The organism is Streptomyces marincola, from assembly GCF_020410765.1.
Taxonomy (GTDB): domain Bacteria; phylum Actinomycetota; class Actinomycetes; order Streptomycetales; family Streptomycetaceae; genus Streptomyces; species Streptomyces marincola.
On sequence record NZ_CP084541.1, the window covers coordinates 5982275 to 6000214 of the forward strand.

Annotated in this window: 15 protein-coding genes; 5 read left to right on the top strand and 10 right to left on the bottom strand. The window is 73.9% G+C overall.

All coding sequences use genetic code 11. From position 1 onward, the window contains the following. Positions 1–41 precede the first annotated feature (41 nt). The 5 genes from LC193_RS26415 to LC193_RS26435 are packed head-to-tail and all read right to left on the bottom strand — an operon-like array spanning position 42 to position 6103. Positions 42–2000: a DUF2264 domain-containing protein gene (locus LC193_RS26415; RefSeq protein ID WP_226077879.1), complete on the bottom strand. Its 1959-nt coding sequence runs from the start codon at positions 1998–2000 to the stop codon at positions 42–44. Next, complete coding sequence (locus LC193_RS26420; protein ID WP_404819563.1) at positions 1997–2980, bottom strand: hydroxyacid dehydrogenase; 984 nt, start codon at positions 2978–2980, stop codon at positions 1997–1999. Before LC193_RS26420 ends, LC193_RS26415 begins: the two co-directional genes overlap by 4 nt. A 32-nt stretch (positions 2981–3012) precedes the next feature. Beyond that, positions 3013–3879 (bottom strand): carbohydrate ABC transporter permease, encoded by an 867-nt coding sequence (locus LC193_RS26425; protein WP_226077881.1) that lies wholly within the window; start codon positions 3877–3879, stop codon positions 3013–3015. Next, entirely contained in the window at positions 3876–4784 is a 909-nt protein-coding gene (locus tag LC193_RS26430; protein WP_226077882.1) for a carbohydrate ABC transporter permease, read from the bottom strand. Before LC193_RS26430 ends, LC193_RS26425 begins: the two co-directional genes overlap by 4 nt. After that, entirely contained in the window at positions 4781–6103 is a 1323-nt protein-coding gene (locus tag LC193_RS26435) for an ABC transporter substrate-binding protein (RefSeq protein WP_226077883.1), read from the bottom strand. The genes LC193_RS26430 and LC193_RS26435 overlap by 4 nt, the downstream gene beginning before the upstream one ends. A 144-nt stretch (positions 6104–6247) precedes the next feature. Here LC193_RS26435 and LC193_RS26440 point away from each other — a divergent pair, with 144 nt between their 5' ends. Next, positions 6248–7360 carry a substrate-binding domain-containing protein gene (locus LC193_RS26440; RefSeq protein WP_226077884.1) on the top strand — a complete coding sequence of 371 codons (1113 nt, stop codon included), beginning with the start codon at positions 6248–6250 and terminating at the stop codon, positions 7358–7360. Positions 7361–7394: 34 nt separating this feature from the next. Here the strand turns inward: LC193_RS26440 and LC193_RS26445 are convergent, their stop codons facing one another. Beyond that, a complete protein-coding gene (locus tag LC193_RS26445; RefSeq protein ID WP_226077885.1) occupies positions 7395–8978 on the bottom strand; it encodes an SLC13 family permease in 1584 nt (527 codons plus the stop codon). Positions 8979–9303: 325 nt separating this feature from the next. Between LC193_RS26445 and LC193_RS26450 the strand changes: the two genes are divergently transcribed. Both LC193_RS26450 and LC193_RS26455 read left to right on the top strand, forming a co-directional pair. Next, positions 9304–10116: a SigB/SigF/SigG family RNA polymerase sigma factor gene (locus LC193_RS26450; protein ID WP_226077886.1), complete on the top strand. Its 813-nt coding sequence runs from the start codon at positions 9304–9306 to the stop codon at positions 10114–10116. Between the two features lie 4 nt (positions 10117–10120). Beyond that, complete coding sequence (locus LC193_RS26455; protein WP_226077887.1) at positions 10121–10675, top strand: DUF6328 family protein; 555 nt, start codon at positions 10121–10123, stop codon at positions 10673–10675. On the opposite strand, the gene LC193_RS26460 is transcribed toward LC193_RS26455, so the two are convergent. Next, positions 10572–11735: a PAS domain-containing protein gene (locus LC193_RS26460; protein WP_226077888.1), complete on the bottom strand. Its 1164-nt coding sequence runs from the start codon at positions 11733–11735 to the stop codon at positions 10572–10574. The genes LC193_RS26455 and LC193_RS26460 overlap by 104 nt on opposite strands. 79 nt (positions 11736–11814) lie before the next feature. Between LC193_RS26460 and LC193_RS26465 the strand changes: the two genes are divergently transcribed. Together LC193_RS26465 and LC193_RS26470 are read left to right on the top strand one after the other, a co-directional pair. Further along, positions 11815–12585, top strand: a complete 771-nt coding sequence (locus LC193_RS26465) for an ANTAR domain-containing response regulator (RefSeq protein WP_226077889.1) — start codon at positions 11815–11817, stop codon at positions 12583–12585. Positions 12586–12674: 89 nt separating this feature from the next. Further along, entirely contained in the window at positions 12675–13979 is a 1305-nt protein-coding gene (locus LC193_RS26470) for an NAD(P)/FAD-dependent oxidoreductase (protein WP_226077890.1), read from the top strand. A 248-nt stretch (positions 13980–14227) separates the two neighbouring features. Here the strand turns inward: LC193_RS26470 and LC193_RS26475 are convergent, their stop codons facing one another. From LC193_RS26475 to LC193_RS26485, 3 genes are all read right to left on the bottom strand, one after another. Next, positions 14228–14629 carry a CBS domain-containing protein gene (locus LC193_RS26475; RefSeq protein ID WP_226077891.1) on the bottom strand — a complete coding sequence of 134 codons (402 nt, stop codon included), beginning with the start codon at positions 14627–14629 and terminating at the stop codon, positions 14228–14230. Positions 14630–14818: 189 nt separating this feature from the next. Next, a complete protein-coding gene (locus LC193_RS26480; protein WP_226077892.1) occupies positions 14819–16933 on the bottom strand; it encodes a catalase in 2115 nt (704 codons plus the stop codon). Positions 16934–16980: 47 nt separating this feature from the next. After that, positions 16981–17913: a polysaccharide pyruvyl transferase family protein gene (locus LC193_RS26485; RefSeq protein ID WP_226077893.1), complete on the bottom strand. Its 933-nt coding sequence runs from the start codon at positions 17911–17913 to the stop codon at positions 16981–16983. Positions 17914–17940 lie beyond the last annotated feature (27 nt).

Genomic DNA, 17940 nt, shown 5'->3' on the forward strand with positions numbered 1-17940 from the left:
GCCCGGGCCGGGCGCGGGCGTTCGCGGGCAGGAGCGGTGGCTCAGGTGGTGGGCGGGGGCGGCAGCGGGACCCGGGTGGTGAGGCCGTCGGGCCAGTGCACGACGGCGCCCGACGCCTCGGGAACCACGGACGGGTCCGGCCCCGCGGGGCGCGGGAGGCGGTCGAGGTCGACGGCGGCGGCCAGGAGTTCGCCCAGCGGCGGCGGTCCATCGGTGGCCAGCCAGGGCACGGCGGTGAGGGCGGCGAGCGGCGAGGTGCCGCGTTCGGTGTGCACGCCGTGCACGGGCAGCCCGCGCAGGTCGCGCAGCGCGGAACGCAGGCCGTTCCCGGCCGCCGTGGCGCCGGGACCGAGGGCGGGCGCGTCCTCGGCGGCCAGCGGCCAGCCGCCCACCCGCAGGGCCCGCCACCCGGGCTCCGCGCGCGGCGCGTCGACCCGGACCAGCCGGATCTCGGTGCCGTCCCGCACCACGGACGCGATCGTCAGCCACGGGCCCGGCGTGACGGCGCCGAAGCGCCCCGAGCCGTGGTCGGCGGTGTCGTCGTCCGAGCTGTCGACCCAGTGCGCACGCCCCGCGGACACCGCGAGCAGCACGCCGCCCGGCGCGGTCCCGGTCCGCAGCGGGGTGAAACCGGCGCGGTGGGTGGCGCGGCCCTGGTCGTCGAGCACGGCGACGGTGTTGTCGAACGGGTCGGCCACGGTGGGCCCGGTGAGCGGCGGCAGGGTGGCCGTCGAGTAGCCGAGGCGCGCGTAGAGCGGGGAGTCGCTGTGCTCCGAGCCGGCCCGGTCGTGGTCGGTGCCGTGGTTGACGACCTTGACGAAGCCGTCGTCGCGGCGCGCGGTGACCAGCCAGCCGGGGGCGCGCACGACGCGGGCGACGTCGCCGCTCTCCACGGGCAGGGGCTCCTCCGTCGCCGTCCACACGGGGTGCTCCGCCGGGATGGCCAGGCCGAGCATGCCCTTGGCGGCCCAGTAGGGGGAGGCAGGGCCCGAGTAGCTCTGCCGCATGCCGGGCCACGCGTGGTGCCAGCCGAGGGTCAGCAGCCCGTTGCCGTCCGGCGCGCCGCGGTCGGCGAAGTGCCGCACGATGCCGCTGGCCGCGCGCCGGGTGAGGCCGGGGGGCAGCCCGCCCGCGCCGGTCAGGGCGCCCGTCCACAGCGGCGCGGCGGCGGCGAAGCGGTAGACGAGGCTGCGGCCCTGCATCAGCGGGGAGCCGTCCGCGCCGATGAGGCGCACCGCGTCGTCGAGGTAGCGGGCCAGGTCCGCGGCCCAGGTGTCGCGCAGCACGGGCGGGCACAGGCTGCCCGTCACGTCGAACGCGTGCGTCCACAGCAGCGGGTAGAGGTGCAGGGCCCAGCCGGTGTAGTGGTCGTAGGCGCGGAGGTCCGCGTGGTCGGTGAGCCAGCCGTCGGGCCGCCGCAGCCCGGCGTGGACCGCGAGGTCCGCCTCGATGTCCTCGCGCGACCAGGGGCCGCCCGCCTCGCGGAGGAACGATTCGACGGTGACGCGGAACCACACCCAGTTGATCGGCGGGTAGGGCTGCCCGATGACGGTGGCGAGCCAGGCGACGGTGCGGTCGCGGACCGCGTCGTCCAGGCGGTCCCACAGCCAGGGCTTGGTCAGCTGGAGGATCAGGGCGATGGACGCCGCCTCGACCTTCGCCTGCCCGGTCTCGTCGGGGCGCGGCCAGAACTCGGGCGAGGCCGGGTCGGTACCGGCGGCGATGCCCTCGGCGTAGCGTTCGAGCAGCGCGGACGCCACGGGCCCCGTGCCGCGTTCGCCCGCGATGCGGAACCCGGCCAGGAGGAACGAGCGGGCGAAGCCCTCCAGTTCGTCGCTGGCGCGGCCGTTGCGGCTGTCGGGGCCTGGCAGCGCGTACCGCGCGCCGCGCGGGCTGCGGAAGGGCGCCAGCGCGTCGAGCATGTGGTCGGCGAGCGCCGTCCAGTGCGCGCGGGTCCAGCCGGTGTGCGGGGAGAGCGCGCGGTCCTCCGGGTGCGTCATGCCTGGACTCCCAGGGTGTCGCGGGTGACGGCGTCGAGCGGCGGCAGGCCGGCGGCGTAGCGTTCCAGCTCGTCGAGCGCCGTGGCGGCAAGGCGCCTGGTCTCCGAGCCGAGCGAGCCGGCGACGTGCGGGGTGATCAGCACGTTCGGCAGGTCGTACAGCGGGGAGCCGGCGGGCAGCGGCTCGGGTTCCGTGACGTCGAGGATCGCGTACAGGCGGCCGGAGGCGCACGCGGCCTCAAGCGCCGCGGTGTCGACGAGGGCGCCGCGCGCGGTGTTGACGAGGACGGCCCCGTCCGGGAGGGCGGCCAGTTCGGCGGCGCCCATCAGGTGGCGGGTCTCGGGCAGGTCGGGCGCGTGCAGGCTGAGCACGTCGGCCTGCGGCAGCGCCTCGGCGAGGGTGACGTGCTCAGCGCCCGTCGCGGTGATCTCGGCGGGGTCCGCGACCGGGTCGACCACCAGGACGCGGCCGGTGCCCAGGGCGCCGAGCAGGCGCGCCACGCGGCGGCCGATCCTGGAGTGGCCGACGAGGACGACGGTGCGGTCGTGTGCGGAGAGTTCGCCGTGCCGGTGCCGGTAGTCCCAGTCGGCGCGGTGCCGCCTGGCGTCCGCGGCGAGGAAGGGCACCTTCTTGAGCGCCCACAGCACGGCGGCCAGGGCGTACTGCGCGACGGGTTCCGCGTTGGCGTCCGCCGCCGTGGTGACGAGGATGCCGCGTTCGAAGACGGCGTCGGGCACGTGCGCCCGCACGGTGCCCGCGGCGTGCAGCACGGCGCGCAGCCGCGGCGCCGCCGCCAGCACGTCCTCGTCGAGCACGGGGCAGCCCCACGAGGTGATCAGCACCTCGGTCTCGGCGAGCCTGCGGCGGACGGCGGGGGAGTCGAGCTCCTGCGTGACGACGGGGTCGCCGAGCGTGGCGAGGGTGCGGAGTCTGGCGAGTTCGGCCGGGCCGAACTGCTCGCCGGCCCAGTCCCCCGACATCACCAGCAGCGTCTCGGGCCGCCGCACCGCCGTCACTTGACGCTCCCGGAGGCCAGGCCCGAGCGCCACTGGCGCTGGAGCACGATGAAGGCGATCACGAGCGGGACGACCGCCAGCAGGGAACCCGTGATCACCAACGGGTTGTAGTCCGGGAACTGGGACACGCGCGTACTCCACTGGTACAGGCCGAGCGTCATCGGGAACAGCTCGGGGTCGGTGAGCATGACGAGCGGCAGGAAGAAGTTGTTCCAGATGCCGACGAACTGGAACAGCAGCACGGTCACCACGCCGGGCAGCATCATCGGCAGGGCGACGCGGAAGAAGATGCGCAGCTCGCCCGCGCCGTCCACGCGCGCGGCCTCGATCACCTCGTCGGGAACGGCCGCCTCGGCGTAGGCGCGGGCGAGGTAGACGCCGAACGGGTTGGTCAGCAGCGGGATGAAGACCGCCCAGAACGTGTCGACGACGCGCAGTTCCGAGGCCAGCAGGTACAGCGGCAGGGCCAGCGCGGTGGTGGGCACCAGGACACCGGTGAGGGTGACGGCGAACAGGACGCGGCGGCCGGGGAAGTCCAGCTTGGCGATGGCGTAGCCGCACGCGGCGCAGATCAGCGCGCCGAGCACGGCGCCGAGGCCCGCGTAGAGCAGCGAGTTGCGCACCCAGGAGAGGAAGACGCCGTCCTCCGCGGCGAACAGGTCCCCGATGTTGGACCACAGGTTCCAGTCGGCGAACTCGAAGGCGCTGGTGGTGGAGAAGTCGCCGAGGGACTTGGTGGCCGAGGTCAGCAGCCAGACCAGCGGCAGCACGCTGTAGAGGGCCGCGATGACGAGCACCGCGTACACCGCGCCGCGCGAGGTCCAGCGGGAGGTGCGGCCGGGTGCGGCGGTGGGCCGGGTCATCGCGACCTCCGGGCGGACAGGCGCATGACGAGCGCGGAGAGCAGGGCGCAGGCGAGGGCGAGCAGGATCGAGGCGGCGGCGGCGCGGCCGTAGTCGTTGCTGATGAACGCCGACTCGTACACGTACAGGCTCGGGGTCCAGGTGCTGGTGACGGAGCCGGTGAACGTGCGCAGCACCAGCGGCTCGGTGAACAGCTGGAGCGAGCCGATGACGGTGAACACCAGGGCGACGAACACGGTCGGGCGGATCGCGGGCACCTTGATGGACAGGGCGGTGCGGATCGGTCCCGCGCCGTCGACGCGGGCCGCTTCGAGCACGTCGCGCGGGACGGTCCGCAGCGCGGTCCAGAAGATGATCACGTTGTAGCCGAGCCACTGCCAGGTGGCGATGGTGACGATGGAGGGCATGATGCCGCCGCTGCCCAGGGGGTCCCAGGGCAGGAGGTCGTTGAGCGGGCCGATGTTGGGGCTGTACAGGTAGGCCCAGATCAGGCCGCCGATCACGCCGGGCACGGCGTAGGGCAGGAAGACGGACAGCAGCCACACCTGCCGCAGCCGCACCATGGCGGCGTCGAGCAGCAGGGCCAGCAGCAGGGCGCCGCCGAGCATGAGCGGCACGTGGATCAGGGCGTAGCGGGCGACGTTGCCGACGCCTTCGTGGAAGGCGGCGTCGGTGAGGACGGTGGCGTAGTTCTCCAGCCACACGAACACGTCGCGCGGCCCGTCGAAGCCGAGTCCCGAGAGGCGTTCGGTGAACAGGCTCAGGTAGAGCGCGTATCCGATGGGCACCAGGACGGTGCCCAGGAGCAGCAGCGCGAACGGCGCGGCCAGGGCCCAGGAGGCCAGCGCCGAGGGGCGGCGGCGCCCGGTGGCCCGCGGCGCCTCGCGCGGTGGGACGACGGTCATGCCCGGCTCCCTTCGCGGACGGACAGGCCGCGGTCGCGCATGTCGCTCACGGCGGCGGACTGCACCCGGCGGACGGCGTCGGGCAGGGTGGTCCTGCCGGTGGAGACGCCGCCGAAGGTGTCGGTGATGGTGGAGAACAGGCCGAGCGCGTTGGGCCCCCAGGTCCAGTCGGGGACGCGGGCGGCGGCCTCGTCGAGCACGTCGTAGACCGGCGGGCCGACGAAGTAGTCGTCCGCGACGGCGGTGCGCGCCACGTCGCGGTTCGGCAGGTAGGCGGGGAACGGCGAGGTGAACGAGGCTCCGATGCGCGGGACTTCCGGGTCGGTGCTCAGCCAGCGCAGGAAGGTGAGCGCCGCTTCCGGCGACCTGCTCTCGCGGGAGACGCCGAACGCGGTGCCGCCCTGGATGCCGTTGGCCGGTTCGCCGTCCCAGGTGGGCATCGTGGCGACGGCCCACCGGCCGGTGTCGTCGGGGATGGACTTCTTCAGGGTGCCGACGCTCCAGGCGGCGCCGAGCAGGCCCCACAGCCGGCCGCTGTGCACCGAGGCGATCCACTCCTGGTTGCCGGTGGGGCCGCCGCGCACGAGGTCGGCGGCGATGAGGTCCTGCCAGTACTCGGCGGTGCGCATGGTGCCCGGCCCGTCCACGCCGACGACCCACGTGTCGCCCTCGATGCGCCACCACGGGTCGCCCGCCTGCCAGGACATGCCGGCGAAGAACGAGCCGTCGTTGAGCGGGAACGTGGTGATGCGGGCCCCCGGGTCGGCCTCGCGCACGGCGGCGGCTGCGTCGCGGAACTCCTCCCACGTGGTGGGGACGTCGATGCCGTGCTCGTCGAAGAGGTCCTTGCGGTAGTAGAACGCCATCGGGGCCAGGTCCATCGGCACGGCCCAGGTCCGCCCGCCGGGGCGGACGCCCTGCCAGGCGGCGGGGGAGTAGCCGTCGCCCAGGTCGGCCACGTCGTCGGTCAGGTCCCGCAGGCCGCCGGTGGCCAGGACCTGGATGAGGCCCTGGTACTCGACGTGCAGGATGTCGGGCGCGTTGTGCGCCTTGATGGCGTTGGTCTGCTGGGCGTAGCCGCCGGACAGGCCGGCCGCGATGACGCTCAGGTCGACGTGGACCTCGCGCTGGGCCGCGTTGAACGCGGCGACGTACTGGTCCATGCCGGTCATCCAGGACCAGACCTGGACCCGGGTCGCGCCGGATGCGGTGGTGCCCGATGAGCAGCCGGTCAGCGCGCCGGCGGCGCCGGCCAGCGCGGCGGTGCCGGCCGAGGCGCGCAGGAAGGCGCGGCGGGACCAGCCGGGGTGAAGCGCCATTGCGTCGATTCCCCTCTGTCCGTGGTTGTCGTCCGTGTCCGAGGTCCGGCCCTGGACGGTGGTGCGGGCCACTCCAGCCTGTGCAAGAGTTCGAGGTCAATCATTCGGAAACAATTCGATCAAAGTCGATCAGGAGTGAAACCGATGACCTTGGCCTGGGAACGGCAGGAGCAGATCCTCGCCGCGGTGCGGCGGCACGGCACCGTTCGGCTCGCCGACCTCGTGCGACGGCTCGGGGTGTCCGCGGTGACCGTACGCCGCGACGTCACCGCGCTCGCCGACCGCGGGCTGGTGCGGCGCGTGCACGGCGGCATCACGCTGCCCTACCGCGGCCTCGGCGGCGAGCCCGAGGCCGCGCCGCACCGCTCGGCGTTCGGGCCCACGGCCACCCGCACGCTGGTGGGCATGGTCGTGCCCTCCGTCGACTACTACTGGCCGCACGTCGTGCAGGGCGCGCAGGCCGCCGTCACCGCGGCCGGCGGACGCCTGGTGATGCGCGCCTCCAGCTACCACCCGGCCGAGGACCGCCGGCAGATCGCCACGCTGCTCGAACGCGGCGTGCAGACCCTCCTCGTCGCCCCCACGACGGACGGGCCCGCCGGCCTGGACCTGCTGCGCTGGCTCGGCGGGCTGCCGGTGCCCGTGGTGCTCGTCGAACGCCTGCCGCCGCCGGAACTGCCGACACTGGCCCTCGACGCCGCCACCACCGCGCACGCGCTGGGCGCCGGACTCGCCGTGCGCCACCTGGTGACCCTCGGCCACCGGCTGATCGCCCTGGTCACCTCGCGGACGAGCCCGACGAGCCGGGCGCTGCGCGTCGGCTGGCGCGAGACCGTCGACTCGCTCGGCCTCGCGCCCCACCGCGATCTGGAGATCGACGTGCCCAGCTACGGCACCCCCGGCTGGGGCGCGGCCTACGACGACGTGCTGCTCGACTGCCGGCGCCGCGGGGTGCGGGCGCTGCTGGTGCACTCCGACCGCGAGGCCATCGGCATGGTCGAACGCGCCCGCGACCTCGGCCTCGCCGTGCCGGACGAACTCGCCGTCGTCTCCTACGACGACGAGGTCGCCGCCGCGTCCGACCCGCCCCTGACCGCGGTGCGCCCCCAGAAGCACCGGCTGGGCGCGCTGGCCGCCGAACTGGCCCTGGCCCGTTGCGCGGACACCGGGGAGCGCGCCGTGCACCGCGTGCAGCTGTGGCCGGCCCTCGCGGTCCGCGAGTCCTGCGGCGGCCAGCCCCCGGGCGCCGAGGGCTGAGCGCGCGGGCCGCCCGGCCCGCGCGCCCGGCCCGCTACCCGATGCCGATCAGCTCGACCATCAGCGGCACCGTCACGATGATGAGCAGGCCGCCCAGGATGTCGAACCCGAAGCCCGACCTGATCATCGTGGTGATCGGGACCACGCCGGAGCCGTACGCGATGGCGTTCTGCGGCGTCGACACCGGCAGCATGAAGCCGAAGGAGGCCGCGAACGTCGCCGCGAGCGCCGGCACGAACGGGTCGACCTCGGCCGCCACCGCGATGGGCAGCACGATCGGCACCACGACCGCGGCGGCGGCCGTGTTGCTCGTGGTCTCCGAGACCACGATGGCGAGCACCACCGCGAACGCCGTGATGGCGAACGCGCTGGACAGCCCGAGCCAGTCGTTCGCCTCGGTGCCGATCGTCTCGGCGAGCCCCGTGGAGGCCAGCAGGGAGCCGAAGATGATGCCGGTGCCGAACAGCAGGATCGTGCCCCAGTCGATCTTGGCCGCGTCGCTCCAGTTCAGCGTCGTCTCGCGGCGCGCCCAGTTCGTCGGCAGCAGGAACAGCAGGGCCGCGCCGAGCACCGCGACGATGCCCTCGTCGAGGCGGTCGCCCACCGTCTCGTACACCGAGGAGTCGGTGCCGGCGACCAGCGCCACCACGCCCGGCGTGATCCACAGCACGACGGTGATGCCGAACGCGATCAGCGTGTTCCACTCCGCGCGCGACAGCGGCCCGAGTTCGCGGCGCTGCTCCGCCACGTACTCGGCGACGCCGTCGATGCGCCGGATCTCCGGCCGGTTCAGCAGCAGCAGGACCACCGCGAGCACCACGAACATCAGCGCGCAGATCGGCAGCGCCGCGCCCATCCACTGCGCGAACGAGATCCGTTCGCCGGTCGCCTCCTCGATCAGGCCCCGGCCGATCAGGTTCGGCGGCGAGCCGACGGGCGTGAGCAGCCCGCCGACTGACGCCCCGTACGCCAGCATCAGCACCAGCGCCGCGCCGACCCGCAGCCGGGTGGGGTCGAAGTCCTCGGCGACCAGGCCGCGGTCCTGGAGCAGCTTCGCGATGACGGTCAGGATGCCGAGCGCGGTGGGCAGCAGCATGGCCACCGTCGCGGTGTTCGACACGAACGCGGACAGCAGGCACGTGATGGCGCCGAACGCGATCACCACGCCGAACGTCGACTTGCCCACGCCGGGCAGCGCGAGGATGCGGAACGCGAACCGCCGCGCGAGGCCGTGCTTGAGCATCGCCTGCGCGAGGATGAACGCGCCGATGAACGTGAAGATGGTCGTCGACCCGAACGGGGACAGCGCGTCGTCGGCGGGCACCACGCCGAACAGCACGATGGTGCCCACGCCGATCAGGCCGCCCACCGGGATCGGCACCGGCTCGGTCACCCACAGCACGACGACGCCGAGCAGGATGCCGGCGAGCGTCTGCTGGCTGGGGGCCATGTCGAGCGGCAGCGCGAGGAACACCGCGGCGACGAGCGGGGCGAGCCACAACCCCGAGGTTCTCCTGGCCCGTTCGAATCTCTCCTCAGCGGGGGTCAGGCGCTGCTCCCCGAGGCTGCGGTACGTCGCGTGCCCCAGCAGTGCCTTCTCCACATCGGTTCTGGCCACCGATCCACCTCCCGAGGTCGGAGGGCGTCCGCCTCGTCGCGGCGCCTCGTGCACAACCTGTGCCCCCGACGCCCCTCCCGTACAGGGGTCGTGCGCGAGAAGTTGTGTGTGGGACGCGTGTGCCGTCCGCCGCGCCCGGGCGCGCACGGCGCGACCCCGGTGCGGAACGCCCCGTTTGCGCGCCCGGCGCCCGGGCATGCGACCTTTGTGCTTCGGACAGCAGGCACGTCCGCGGGAGCGGCTTCACCGCCGCTTCGCGTGTGCGGCCCTTCTGTCCGCCCGCTCCCGCGGTGACCCGGAAACCACCGAGGAGGGAGCGAGACCGATGCCCACCACGCACGTTCCGACCCGGACCCGCCGCCGGCATCCGCACCACGACGCACCCGACACCGCGGCGGCGTTCCGCCGGCTCGCCGAACTGGACGAAGGACCGGAACGCGAGGCCCTGCGCGACGAGATCGTCCGCGCCTGGCTGCCGATGGCCGCCCGCCTCGCCCGCCAGTACCGCAACCGCGGCGAGCACCTGGAGGACCTGGAGCAGGTCGCCAGGCTCGGCCTGGTCAAGGCCGTCCGGCGGTACGACCCCTCGCTCGGCACCGCGTTCGAGAGCTACGCGGTGCCCACCATCGTCGGCGAGATCAAGCGGCACTTCCGCGACCACCTGTGGGGCATGCACGTGCCGCGCCGCGTCCAGGAGCTGCGCAACCGGGTGCGGACCGCGAGCAACGAGCTGAGCCACACCCTCGACGGCCGCCACCCCGACACCGCGGAGATCGCCGAGCACGCCAACATGACCACGGAGGAGGCCAAGGCGGGCCTCGAAGCGCTGCACAGCTTCACCGTCCTGTCCCTGGACGCCGAACTGTCCGGCGCGCCCGAGGGCGGCTACTCGCTGATGGACACCCTGGGCCGCCCCGAGCCCGCCTACGACCGCGTCGTCGAGCGCGAGTCGCTGCGCGGCCGGCTGCGCGCCCTGCCGGAGCGCGAGCGGCAGATCCTCTACCTGCGGTTCTTCCGCGGCATGACCCAGAGCTGCATCGCGGAGCAGGTCGGCATCTCGCAGATGCACGTCTCCCGCCTGCTCAGCAGGACGTGCACGCGCCTGCGCGAGGAGGTGGAGTCGGGCGTTGCAGGATGACTCCATGCCCACAGCCAGGAAGCGGAACGAGACGCACGCCGAGCGCGACGACCGCAACTTCCAGGAACTGCTCCAGGAACTGCGCGTCACCCAGACGGGCGTGCAGATCCTCTTCGCGTTCCTGCTGACCCTGGCCTTCACCGAACGGTTCGAGGACCTCGACGACTTCCAGCGCGGCACCTACGTCACGACGCTGCTCCTGGCGATGACCTCCACGGTCCTGTTCACCTCTCCCGCCGCGCTGCACCGCAGGCTGTTCCGGCGCGGCGCCAAGCGCCAGGTCGTCGAGACGTCCTCACGCCTGGTCACCGCGGGCCTCGGCGTGCTCGCGGTCACGCTCGCCGGGGCGCTGCTCCTGGTCGTGGACGTGGTGGTGAACCGGGTGGCCGGCTGCGCGGTCGCGGGCGGGGCGCTGCTGCTGTGCGTGTCCCTGTGGGGCGTACTGCCCCACCGGATCAGGAGGAACGGCACGCCAGCGCGACATGACGCGACATCCGCTCCATCGCACTCGCCTCGGCGAGCTCGAACGCCTGGCGACCACCCTCCCGCAGCAGGGTGAGCACCCCGACGACGGCGCCCGAGGGGAGCCGCAGCGGCACGCACAGCAGCGAGGCCGCCTCCGTCAACGCCAGCACCGGCACCCCCTCGGCGCTCTCACCGAGCACGAACGGGTCCTCCGGCCTGATCTGGAGCGCCGAGGCGCCGGCCCCCGCGGCCTCACGGATCAACGGCGCGCCCGCCGGGTCCTGGGCGGCCACGGCCGCGGCGCGGTCGCTCCCGGCCCGGTCGGCGGGCGCGAGCACCGCGACCCGGCGCAGCGGCCCGCCGCCCGGGCCGGCGCGGTCGGCGATCACCCAGTCCGCGAACCGGCCGTGCAGCACCCGGGCGGCGCGTTCGAGCGGGGACTCGCCGCGGCGGCCGGGCGCGTCGAGCAGGGCGGCGGTCATGTCGTCGAGCAGGTCCATGAGCACGACGTGGCCGCTGATCCCCGCCGGGTCGGGCCGCCCGGCGGGCGCGCCCCCCGCGGGACGCGGTCCCGGCAGCCGGGCCGTGTGCTGGAACACGGCGAGCACCGCCGTCCGCCGGTGCCCCGGCGGGCGGACGGCCGTCAGCGTCACCCACAGGCGGCCGGGGCGCGCGGACTCGTCGGCGAGTCCGCGCATCAGTTCGACGGACAGGCTGCGGCTGCCCTCGTTGCGCGCCACGGCGGCGACCTGCCCGCGGAACACCGCGCGACTCGCGTGCGCGAAGGACGCGGTGATCGAACGGCCGGCGGCATATCCGGCCCGCAAACCGAACAGTTGACTCGCGGCAAAGTTCAGCCTGTTCACGACACTCTCCCCGTCGAGCAGCAGAACGGGGAGCGGCAGCCGCTGGAAGACCGCGCGCAGCAATTGCTGCTCCTTCGGGTCGGCCGACCTGCTGTTCTTCCGCTGGTCGGCCGCCAGTTGCTCAAGGCGCGGCCACAAAACGTCGGACGCGTATTGCAGCTCGAAGAGGGCGGCGTCCAGGGTGGTGGCCGGTGGCGCGCCGTCGGGATGGGCGCGGGTCGCGCGCAGCTCGGCGACCCGCTTGCGGAAGTCGGTGAGCTCCACGCCGTAATCCTCGGCTTCGGCCATGGCGGCACACTAACCGGGTTTCGGTCTGATAATCGAATCATTCTCGTTTCCTGGGTAGGCCCCGGGGCAGGCGACGGCTATGTCCCTGTCATCGGCGTCCCCCGCGCCACCGGCGCCCCAAGCTCCCCCGGCGTCACCCGAGCCCGCCGCGCGGGACCGGCCGGAACAGTCAGCGGACGTCTCCGCCCGCGCGCTGACCCGGCTCGCGGAAGAAGCGGTCCTGTGCGCTCCCGGCGCCTGCGGCGCCGCGGCGACCGCGGGCGTGGACGGCGGACCTGAAGGGCCCGCCGCCGTCACGCACCCCGACCTGTCCCCGCTGGTCGCGGTGCAGTTCGAGGCGGGCGACGGGCCGATCCCGGCCGCCGTGCGCACCGGCGAGCCGGTCGCGGCGGACGACCTGCTTGCGGAACGCCGCTGGCCCGCGTTCAGGGCCGCCGCGCTCGACGCCGGCCTCAGGTCGAGCACGACCCTGCCGTTCCGCCACGACGAGCTGACCGTGACCGTCACCGTCTGCGGCTTCAGGCCCGGCCTCATGGACGCGCGGACCCACACCCTGGCCACGCTCATCGGCGGCCTCGCCACCCGCACCCTCGCCCGCGACCGCGCCTACGAGCGCGTGCTGACGGAGGTCGACCAGCTCGACACGGCGCTGCGCTCGCGGCCCGTCATCGACCAGGCGTGCGGCATCCTCATGCACGTGCTCGGCTGCGACGCGGACACCGCGTTCCAGTTGCTGCGCCGCCAGTCGCAGCGCACCAACAGCCGGCTCGCCGACCTCGCCCGCGAGGTCGTGCGCACCAAGGGCCGCGGCATGGAGGCGGCGCTCGCCCGGCTCCTGCCCGGCCGCTGACGCGCCCGCGCCGCCGGCGCATCAGTCGGCGGCACGCGGGTACTCGCGGCACTCAGCGCGTCGAGACGCCCGTTGCGAAGGAGGAGCGCATGAGCCGGTCCCGGATCGTGATCGTGGGGGCGGGGTTCGCCGGGTACCAGGCGGCCAGGTCCCTGCCGAGAACGGTGCGCAGGAACAGCGAGGTCGTCCTGCTCAACCCCACCGACTACTTCCTGTACCTGCCGCTGCTTCCCCAGGTCGCCGCCGGGATCCTGGAGCCCCGCCGGGTCACCGTCTCGCTCACCGGGACGCTGCCGCACGCCCGGCTCGTCCTCGGCGAGGCGGGTTCCGTCGATCTCGACGCGGGGCGCGTGCACTACACCGACCCGGAGGGGAACGCGGGCGAGCTCGGCTACGACACCCTGGTCCTCTCCGTCGGCAGCGTCAGCCGCCTGCTGCCCATCCCGGGCATCGCCGAGCACGCGCGCGGCTTCCGCGGCCTGCCCGAGGCGCTCTACCTGCGCGACCACATCGTGCGGCAGCTCGAACTCGCCGCGCACACCGACGACGAGGACGAGCGGCGCGCCCGCGCCACGTTCGTCGTGGTCGGCGCCGGCTACACCGGCACGGAGGTGGCGGCGCAGGGCGTGATGTTCGCGGACGCGGTCACGCGCCGCACCCGGGGCCGCCGCGTCACGCCGCGCTGGATGCTGCTCGACATCGCGCCCCGGGTGCTGCCCGAGCTGGACGAACGCCTGTCGCGCACGGCCGACCGCGTGCTGCGCGCCCGCGGCGTCGACGTCAGGCCGGGCACCTCGGTGAAGGAGGCGAGGCGCGGCGGCGTGCTCCTCGACAACGGCGAGTCGGTCGACACGCGCAGCCTCATCTGGTGCGTCGGCGTCCGGCCCGACCCGCTCGTGGCCGACATGGGGCTGCCCACGGAACGCGGGCGGCTGGTGGTGGACCAGTACCTGAACGTGCCGGACCACCCCGAGGTCTTCGCGTGCGGCGACGCCGCGGCCGTGCCCGACCTGACCAGGCCGGGCGAGTTCACGCCGATGACCGCGCAGCACGCGTGGCGGCAGGGCAAGGTCGCCGGGCACAACGTCGGCGCCTACTACGGCTGCGGCGAACGCCGCGCCTACGAGCACCACGACCGCGGGTTCGCCGTGGACCTCGGCGGCGTGCAGGCCGCGGCCAACCCGTTCCACGTGCCGCTCTCCGGTCCGCTCGCCGGCGCGGTCACGCGCGGCTACCACCTGTTCTCGATGCCGGGCAACCGCATCCGGGTCGCGGCCGACTGGCTGCTCGAAGCGGCGCTGCCCCGGCAGGCCGTTCAGCTCGGCATGGTCAGGTCCGGCTCCGTGCCGCTCGACACGGCCTCCCCCGAACTGGCCCGCACCCCGCCCGACTGACCCGGCCCTGGAGCAGCCGGGCCTGGCGGTCAGGTGAGCGGCGTGCTGCCGACCGTCAACACCTTGATGCCGATCGTGCGGCCGTCGATCTCGTATGTGGCCCGATACGGTCCGACCCGAAGACGGCGGAGGTCGGTGCCGCCCAGGCGGGTGCTTCGGCAAGCTCAGGTGCACGGTCGGCCACGTCCGGGCGACAGGGCGTCCGCGTGTTCTCGCGGCACCGCGATGTCCCCGGGCGGGACCGCCCGTCAGCAGTCCGCCGCACCGGCGCCGGGGCCGATGTCCCCGGCCCGCACCCACCCGACCACCCCCGAGCGGTCCACGACGGGCAGCCGCCGCACCGCGTGCTCGTTCATCAGCCGCGCCGCCGTGTCCACGCCGGTGTCGGGACCGACGTACACGGGGTCGGCCGTGCACACCGCCTGGCAGCTGACCGCCACCGGGTCCATGCCCTCGGCGACGGCCCGCAGCGTGATGTCCCGGTCGGTCAGCACGCCGTGCAGCACGCCGTCCCGCACCACCAGGACGTCACCGGTGTCCTGGGCGCGCATCAGCTGCGCGGCCTCCACCAGGGAGGCGTCCGGCCGCAGCGTGGCCGTCACCGGCGTCATGACGTCCCGGACCAACCGGGCCGCGCCCGACCGGGCCATGACCGACCGCCCCCTTTCTCGCGTCGTTCCCGCAATGTTCCCGCGTCGTTCCCGCGTTTTCTCCCGCGGTTTTCCCGCGTTCCCGCCGCGCGCCCGGCGGGGCTCCCGCCGCCGTTCGGCGCCGCTCCCCTGACAACCCCGCCCGTCCGCGCCGCCCCGGCTCCCCGCCGGGGCGGCGCGGGGCCCGGGCTACGCGACCGTGCTGTCGCTGTCCCGGCCCCAGTGCCGGTGCCGGGCGATGAGGTCGGCGAACGCGCCCACCACATCCTCGGCCTCGGCCGCCCCGCCGCCGGTGCTGCTCACCACGCCCTGGTCCTCGACCACCGCGTCGCCCCCGCCCGCCAGCCTGAGGCCGGGCAGCGCCAGGCCGCGCAGCACCTCGACGCCCTCGCCGAGCGCCGCGAGCGCCTTGCCGTGCTTGAACGCCTCCGCCACGTAGTGCCTGGCCAGGCCGTCCGCGCCGAGCGCCGCGGCGCTCTGGGCGCCGCCCGGCACGCACACCGCGTCGTACAGCACCGAGGCCATGGTGCTCAGCGCGCGGTCCACGGGAACCGTGCCGCCCTCGGCGCTCCGCACCTCGCCGGCGTGCGGCGCCAGCACCTCGGGCATGGCCCCGCCGCCGGACAGCTTCTCGCGCAGCACCGCCACCTGGGCGGCGGAGACGCCGTCGGCGGCCAGGATCGCGACGCGCCGGGTGGCGATCGTGTCCATCGGGCTGTTCGCCTGGCTGAGCGCGGGCGAGGTGCGCCCGTGGTTGCGTCCGGCCGGCTCGGCCGGGGGAGCGACCCCGAGGCCCTCGGCCACCGCGGTCGCCAGGGCGTGGTCGATGTGGTTGAGCCGTTCGACGGTGCGTTCCCTGATCTCGGTGTGCGTCACCTTGCCGAGCTCGAACCGGTAGGCGGCGACGATGTGCTCCTTCTCCCAGTCCGCCATGCTGTTCCAGAACAGCGTCGCCTGGCTGTAGTGGTCGGAGAAGCTCTCACTGCGCTTGCGGATCTTCACGCCGTCCACGCGCTCCTGGTGGTGCACGTACGCGCCGGCGTCCGGCGAGGCGAGCACCGGGCAGCCGCCGGAGATCGAGTTCGGCGTGTAGGAGGTGCGGCCGGTGTGCACGCGCTGCTGGCCGTAGCCGTCCCGCTGGTTGTTGGTGACCTGCGCGACGGGCCGGTTGACGGGCAGCTGCTCGAAGTTCGGGCCGCCCAGCCGGATCAGCTGCGTGTCCAGGTAGGAGTGGTTGCGGCCCTGGAGCAGCGGGTCGTTGGTGAAGTCGATGCCGGGCACCACGTGCGCGGTGTGGAACGCGACCTGCTCGGTCTCGGCGAAGAAGTTGTCCGGGTTCTTGTCGAGGACCATCTTGCCGATGGGCCGCAGCGGCACCGTCTCCTCGGGGATGATCTTCGTCGGGTCCAGCAGGTCGAAGTCGAACCGGAACTCGTCCTCCTCGGGCACCAGCTGCACGGCCAGCTCGAACTCCGGGTAGTCCCCGCGCTCGATCGCCTCCCACAGGTCGCGCCGGTTGTAGTCCGGGTCCTTGCCCGCCACGACCTGCGCCTCCTCCCAGACCAGCGAGTGGGTCCCGAGCACCGGCCGCCAGTGGAACTTGACGAACGTGCCCCGGCCCTCGGCGTTCACGAAACGGAACGTGTGGACGCCGAACCCCTGCATCATCCGGTAGCTGCGCGGAATCGACCGGTCGGACATCAGCCACAGCACCATGTGCATCGATTCCGGCTGGAGCGAGACGAAATCCCAGAACGTGTCGTGCGCCGACTGGGCCTGCGGTATCTCGTTGTCCGGCTCCGGTTTCACGGCGTGCACGAAGTCGGGGAACTTGATGGCGTCCTGGATGAAGAAGACCGGGAAATTGTTCCCGACCAGGTCGTAGTTCCCCTCGCGCGTGTAGAACTTGGTCGCGAACCCCCGCACGTCGCGCACCGTGTCGGCCGAGCCCCGCGACCCGGCCACCGTGGAGAACCGCACGAAGACCGGAGTCTCCCGGTCAGGGCCCTGGAGGAAGTCCGCCTTCGTGTACTCGGCCAGCGACTCGTAGGGCCGGAAGACACCGTAGGCGCCCGCGCCCCTGGCATGCACCACGCGCTCCGGAATCCGCTCGTGGTCGAAATGGGTGACCTTCTCCCGGAAGTGGAAGTCCTCCAGCAGAGTGGGTCCGCGCTCACCCACCTTCAGGGAATTGTCGGTGTCGTCGACGCGCGTACCGAAATTCGTCGTCAGCGGTCCGTCGTCGGGCCTGGCCCGCGACGGATCGAGTTGTTCCTGTTTGCCGCGCGCCTCGTCGGTCGGCATGAGCGCTCCTTCGCTGCGGGGGATCGGGGCCTGAAGTGCATCACCGGTTACCGGTTCACCGCGTCGCAAACATCGCCGGGGCCTCCGGCGCGCAACGCGCCGAGCAGCGCGTCCGCCGGGTCGGGCGCCGCCGCCAGTTCCACCGCGCGCCGCCGCGCGACCTGCCGGCCGCGTTCGAGGCACCAGGTCAGCCACACCTCAAGGCGCCGTTCGTCCAGCCGCTCGGCCGGGACGACGGCAGGCCACCGGCACGCCCGGGCCTGCGCCGCCACCTTCGCGCCGCCCGCCACCGGGTCCACCGCGATGGGCGGCACGCCCGCGCGCAGGCCGAGCACCAGCCCGTGCAGCCGGTCGGTGACCAGGGCGTCGAGCCGCCCCAGCACGGCGAGGAACTGGTCGGGTGTTCCGCACAGCAACCCGTCCGACCGGTCCAGGCGGCTCTCCAGCACCACCGGCGCGCAGCGCGAGCCGGCCAGCCACCGCGTCACGGTCTCCGCGACCGCGCCGTGCAGCCGGCGTTCCCCGTACTCGTGCTGCCCCCGCGTCAGCAGCACCCCCACCACCGGCACCGGCGTGCGGCGCGGCGCGCGCAGCGACAGGTCGGCCATCGGCTCCCGTCCCGCGCCGTCCCGCGCCAGGACCACGTGGAAGCCGGTCACGGCCGGATCCTCCGGGTCCACCACGGACGTGCCCACCGCGATCCGGCGGCAGTGGGCGAAGCGTTCGTGCAGCCCGGCCGGCTGCGGCCCGTGCACAGGACCGCAGATGAACACCAGCCGCGTGTAGTCCTCCGGCCTCGCCCGCTCCAGGGACAGCCCGTCCGGCCGGAAGCCCGGACTCCACGCCACGTCGTAGGGCACGCCCGCCGCGTCGAGCACCTGCCTGACCCGGTCGAGCGCCAGCACGTCACCGGCCGTCGCCTCGCCGTTGACGAAGCTGAACCAGCCGGTGAGCAACGTGCGTCCCTCGTCACTCGCCATCCGTCACCCCGCATCTCACGCGCGCCG

Coding starts and splice junctions, on each gene's coding strand:
- LC193_RS26455 (WP_226077887.1), top strand. CDS start 10,121: ATGCCCACAGCCAGGAAGCGGAACGAGACGCACGCCGAGCGCGACGAC.
- LC193_RS26465 (WP_226077889.1), top strand. CDS start 11,815: ATGTCCCTGTCATCGGCGTCCCCCGCGCCACCGGCGCCCCAAGCTCCC.
- LC193_RS26440 (WP_226077884.1), top strand. CDS start 6,248: ATGACCTTGGCCTGGGAACGGCAGGAGCAGATCCTCGCCGCGGTGCGG.
- LC193_RS26415 (WP_226077879.1), bottom strand. CDS start 2,000: ATGACGCACCCGGAGGACCGCGCGCTCTCCCCGCACACCGGCTGGACC.
- LC193_RS26485 (WP_226077893.1), bottom strand. CDS start 17,913: ATGGCGAGTGACGAGGGACGCACGTTGCTCACCGGCTGGTTCAGCTTC.
- LC193_RS26435 (WP_226077883.1), bottom strand. CDS start 6,103: ATGGCGCTTCACCCCGGCTGGTCCCGCCGCGCCTTCCTGCGCGCCTCG.
- LC193_RS26450 (WP_226077886.1), top strand. CDS start 9,304: ATGCCCACCACGCACGTTCCGACCCGGACCCGCCGCCGGCATCCGCAC.
- LC193_RS26475 (WP_226077891.1), bottom strand. CDS start 14,629: ATGGCCCGGTCGGGCGCGGCCCGGTTGGTCCGGGACGTCATGACGCCG.
- LC193_RS26480 (WP_226077892.1), bottom strand. CDS start 16,933: ATGCCGACCGACGAGGCGCGCGGCAAACAGGAACAACTCGATCCGTCG.
- LC193_RS26430 (WP_226077882.1), bottom strand. CDS start 4,784: ATGACCGTCGTCCCACCGCGCGAGGCGCCGCGGGCCACCGGGCGCCGC.
- LC193_RS26425 (WP_226077881.1), bottom strand. CDS start 3,879: ATGACCCGGCCCACCGCCGCACCCGGCCGCACCTCCCGCTGGACCTCG.
- LC193_RS26460 (WP_226077888.1), bottom strand. CDS start 11,735: ATGGCCGAAGCCGAGGATTACGGCGTGGAGCTCACCGACTTCCGCAAG.
- LC193_RS26470 (WP_226077890.1), top strand. CDS start 12,675: ATGAGCCGGTCCCGGATCGTGATCGTGGGGGCGGGGTTCGCCGGGTAC.
- LC193_RS26420 (WP_404819563.1), bottom strand. CDS start 2,980: ATGTCGGGGGACTGGGCCGGCGAGCAGTTCGGCCCGGCCGAACTCGCC.